Origin of the sequence: Kitasatospora sp. NPDC093558 (assembly GCF_040683475.1) — a bacterium.
Taxonomy (GTDB): Bacteria; Actinomycetota; Actinomycetes; order Streptomycetales; family Streptomycetaceae; genus Kitasatospora.
Genome location: NZ_JBFBDY010000579.1, coordinates 1 through 3,927, shown reverse-complemented (window position 1 = coordinate 3,927; position 3,927 = coordinate 1). Strand labels below are relative to the sequence as shown.

4 protein-coding genes and 1 pseudogene are annotated in these 3,927 nt (G+C 70.0%); 3 read left to right on the top strand and 2 right to left on the bottom strand.

The annotated features are described in order from the left end of the window. The first annotated feature begins 264 nt into the window (after positions 1 to 264). On the top strand, positions 265 to 669 hold the full coding sequence (locus AB0O00_RS31815; RefSeq protein ID WP_363657676.1) for a RidA family protein: 405 nt from the start codon (positions 265 to 267) through the stop codon (positions 667 to 669). Positions 670 to 738: 69 nt separating this feature from the next. Here the strand turns inward: AB0O00_RS31815 and AB0O00_RS31810 are convergent, their stop codons facing one another. Continuing rightward, positions 739 to 984 (bottom strand): nuclear transport factor 2 family protein, encoded by a 246-nt coding sequence (locus AB0O00_RS31810; protein WP_363657674.1) that lies wholly within the window; start codon positions 982 to 984, stop codon positions 739 to 741. Positions 985 to 1,225: 241 nt separating this feature from the next. Between AB0O00_RS31810 and AB0O00_RS31805 the strand changes: the two genes are divergently transcribed. Continuing rightward, positions 1,226 to 2,773 (top strand): IS200/IS605 family accessory protein TnpB-related protein, encoded by a 1,548-nt coding sequence (locus AB0O00_RS31805; RefSeq protein ID WP_363657672.1) that lies wholly within the window; start codon positions 1,226 to 1,228, stop codon positions 2,771 to 2,773. On the opposite strand, the gene AB0O00_RS31800 is transcribed toward AB0O00_RS31805, so the two are convergent. Next, complete coding sequence (locus AB0O00_RS31800; RefSeq protein ID WP_363657670.1) at positions 2,758 to 3,264, bottom strand: hypothetical protein; 507 nt, start codon at positions 3,262 to 3,264, stop codon at positions 2,758 to 2,760. The genes AB0O00_RS31805 and AB0O00_RS31800 overlap by 16 nt on opposite strands. Before the next feature lie 385 nt (positions 3,265 to 3,649). Here AB0O00_RS31800 and AB0O00_RS31795 point away from each other — a divergent pair. Beyond that, a pseudogene (locus AB0O00_RS31795) lies at positions 3,650 to 3,927 on the top strand (GNAT family N-acetyltransferase); the annotation flags it as partial.

Sequence of the window (3,927 nt, the reverse complement as noted above, 5' to 3'; positions counted from 1 at the left end):
CCCGAACCTTCTTCGTGGTGCGGAAGTTGGGACTCCATGGCTCACTCTCCCGGTGTTGTCGGCGTCTCGTCAGACCTCAGGACACCAGGATCCCGGCCGAGCGCAGCGGGCCGCCATCACCCGGAACGGTGAATCGCGAACCGCACCAGCCTTGGAACGACGGGGAATTCGCCCACAAATCGTTTGACGCTCCCTCAGGTACGTCCAACGATGGGCGCAAAGGTTCGACCTCGACCATCCGACCGCGACCTCCCGGAGGCCCCCGTGACCAGCGCCGTCAAGCTCGTTCGCAGCACCCGTCTGACCCCGGCCGTCGACTACGCCTACGCGGCGGCCGTCGACGCGCCGGTCCGCACGCTCTGGCTCGCCGGCGCCTGTCCGCTCGACGAGAAGGGCCGGACGGTCGCCGTCGGCGACTACGAGGGCCAGGCGCACCAGGTCATGCGGAACCTCATAACCGCTCTGGAGGACGCGGGAGCGGCACGGTCCGACATCGCCCGGACGACGGTCTACGTCGCGTCCTCCCGCCAGGCCGACCTCGTGAAGGTGTGGAACGTGTACCGCTCGTACATGGCGGAGCACGACGCCCCCAGTACCCTGCTCGGCGTTGCCGTGCTGGGCTACGCGGACCAGTTGGTGGAAGTGGAGGCGGTGGCGGTGCTGCCGTGAAGCTGCTGTCCTCGGAAGTCGCGGTCCTCCCAAGCCGTGGCCCTGCCAAGCCGTGGTCCTCCGAAGCGGTCAGCCGAAGATGGCCCGGGGCTCGCCGGTGAGCCACACGTTGTCGATCCGCACCCGGTGCATCAGCCAGCGGGAGCCGTCGCGGTGCAGTTCGACGTCGTAGCGGTTCTTCAGCAGCGCGTGCGTGGCGGGGTCGGCCGTCAGGACGTGCTGGGCCTCGACGAGGGCGGTGAGTCGGGCGTGGTCGCCGTCCACGGTGATGCGGGGGGGCGAACTGCTGGGGATTGAGGTCGTTTTGGTGCCCATTGGTGTCCATGCGTTTGTTTTCGATCACGGCTTGTTGGATCGATGAGGCGACTGTCGGTGGCGTGTGCCAGAGTGGTGGCACTGGCTGGGAGGGAGGGATGGCGTGACCGGGTCGAGGAAGGAGCTGCGGCGTATCGACGCGCCGTTCGTTTCCCTTGGGCCGTCGGGTGTGTCGGTCCGTGACCGGCTCAAGGGCCTCACGCCTGGGGATGAGGAGGTGCTGCGGCTAGTCGGTAGGCATATGGGTGCTCTGGCGTCGAGGGACCTGAAGGCGCGCTGCGCGGACGGCCTGGACCACTGCAATGAGACGTGGGCCGCGCGCAAACGTGACCTGACCGTGGAGTCGTCGTCGCGGTGGGCCGGGAGCGTCACCAAGGCCACGCACGACCAGTGGGCGCTGTCGCGTCGCGGGCAGGGCGCGTACCTGGACTCGTTGGACGCCGGCATCCGGATGCTGTGCCACCGCCTGTCGCTGCCCCTGGGTGAGAAGGGTGGCAGGCGGCAGCCGGGCGGCTACCGCTCCAGGCACGAGTGGTTCGTCAAGACCCGGCGTCTGCACGTTCTTGAGGAGCGACGCGCGGCTGTTGCCGCCGACCGCGACAAGGGCGTCGTGCGTGTGGTGCGCGGTGGCCGGAAGCTGCTGAACACCCGGCACAACCTCGACGCCGCGGACCTGACCGAAGCCCAGTGGCGGGAGAAGTGGGAGAGCGCCCGCTGGTTCCTCGCCGCCGATGGCGAGTCCGGCAAGCGGTTGGGCAACGAGACGATCCGTGTCACCCCGGACGGCGAGGTGTCGATCAAGCTGCCCGCCCCGCTCGCCGCTCTGGCGAACGCGAAGAACGGCCGGTACGTTCTCGCCGCGAAGGTGACCTTCCCGCACCGGGGTGCCGAGTGGGCCGACCGCATCGAAGGCAACCGGGCGGTGGCGTACCGCATCCACCTGGACGTGGACCGGGGACGCTGGTACCTGGACGCCTCCTGGACCCGCCCCGTCGTGAAGACCATGCCGCTGGCCACGGCCCGTGCGGCCGGGATGGTCGGCGTGGACACCAACGCCGACCACTTCGCGTGCTGGCAGCTGGAGGTCCACGGCAATCCGGTCGGCGAACCCCGCCGGTTCTTCTACGACCTGACCGGTACCGCCACCCACCGCGATGCGCAGATCCGCCACGCCATCTCCCGGCTGCTGCACTGGGCGAAGCGGTGCGGTGTGAGGGCGATCGGTCTGGAGAACCTGGACTTCACCGCCGAGACCACCCGTGAGAAGCACGGCCGCAGGAAACGCTTCCGGCAGCTGATCTCGGGTATCCCCACCGGCAGACTCCGCTCCCGGCTCGTCTCGATGGCCGCCGAGCTGGACATGGTCATCGTTGCGGTCGACCCCGCGTACACCTCCCAGTGGGGTGCGCAGTACTGGCAGAAGCCGCTCGCGACGTCCACCCGTAAGACCACCCGACACGACGGCGCCGCTGTCGCGATCGGGCGACGCGCCCTCGGACACCCGATCCGGCGACGGACGGCACCGCCCCACGACGACCGGAGTGATCGTCGTGGGCATCGGACCGTCCAGGCCGCAACGGGTGACCGGGGGCGTGAGGAAACCCGCCGCCCCGTCACGGACCGTGCACTCGATGCACGCAGCCGGGCGGGGACCACGAGAACGCGGGCGACCAGCCGGGCATCCACCACCGTTCGGGATGCACGCAGTGATCAGACCTGGGTCCAAGACCCACTCCTGCTCACTCAATTGGAACGGTCACACCCGGCGGGGCGTCACCAGACGCGGTAGACCGCCTCGCGGGCCTGGCCGAGGTACTGCTGGTAGGTGCCCAGGTGCCAGGCCGCCCAGGAGGCCCAGCCGCGGCCGGTGCCGTCGTTGTCGATGGCGTAGGCCTTGCGGGCCGACCAGCCCATGTCCTGCCAGTTCTCGGGGGTCACGACCCCGGCGTCGTGGCCGTGGACCTCCGGGTACCAGTGCTCGTTGATCTGCCAGGCGCCGAGGTCCTTGGTGCCCGGGTCGGGGTCGGTGGGCTGGTTGGTGTGGACGGCCAGGCGGTCGCAGCCGGACTCGGCCATGGCGATCGCGACCGCGTAGATCGCGTCGTCGTTGCGGCCCTCGGCCGACTTGTCCTTCGCGAAGCCCGCCCACTTCGCCTCGCGGGCGCAGGCGTCGATGCCGCTCTGGTCGCCTGCGGCCGAGGCGGTGAAGCTCGTCGAGGTGAGGCTGAGGGCCAGGACGGCGACCGAACCGGCCAGCAGGACACGGGTCTTGCGCAGCACGACGGTTCTCCCTTCGGTGACGGCCCGCGGCTCGGGCCGTGTACGAACCGGGAGACTAGGAGCCGCGCGTCAACAACCCGTCGACGAGAGATATACGGGCAGCCGGCGGCGCAGCGGCCGCCCCCGACGAACCGGCCCGCGACGAACCGGCCCGCGACGAACCGGCCCCCGACGAACCGAACGGCGACGAACCGGCCCGCGATTAAATCGGTTGGGCGGACGGCGGCTTGCTGCTACTGTCGGCGCAGCCGTGAAAGAACACTGAGGAGGTGACACCCATGAAGGCTGTATCCGTATGGGTGCTCCCCCTTGTCGTCACGGTGGGCGATTGACGTTGGTGTCAGTCCGGGAGCGCCTTGACCAGGCACTCCCGAAAGGCGACACCATGAACGCATCCCCTTCCACGCACCCCACCCCGGGCCCGCGCGAGCACGCCCTCACCGTCACCCGCGTCTGCGACACGCAGTGGCAGGCCGCCGAAGGCGACGTCGTCGTCGGCTGCGCCGACGCCTCGCGCAGGCCCGACGGGCGGCTCTTCGTCAGCGTCGACGCCTGGCACGACACGGCCCGCGACCGCCTCGCCGCCGCGCTGCTGGCCGGCCTGCCGGCGCCGCTGCACACCGTCGTCGACGAGACCGACCACGACGCGCTGACCGCCTGGCA

What these genes read in the sequence shown, in the direction of transcription:
- AB0O00_RS31810 (WP_363657674.1), bottom strand. Translation starts at nt 984, where the DNA reads ATGGGCACCAAAACGACCTCAATCCCCAGCAGTTCGCCCCCCCGCATC.
- AB0O00_RS31805 (WP_363657672.1), top strand. Translation starts at nt 1,226, where the DNA reads ATGGGTGCTCTGGCGTCGAGGGACCTGAAGGCGCGCTGCGCGGACGGC.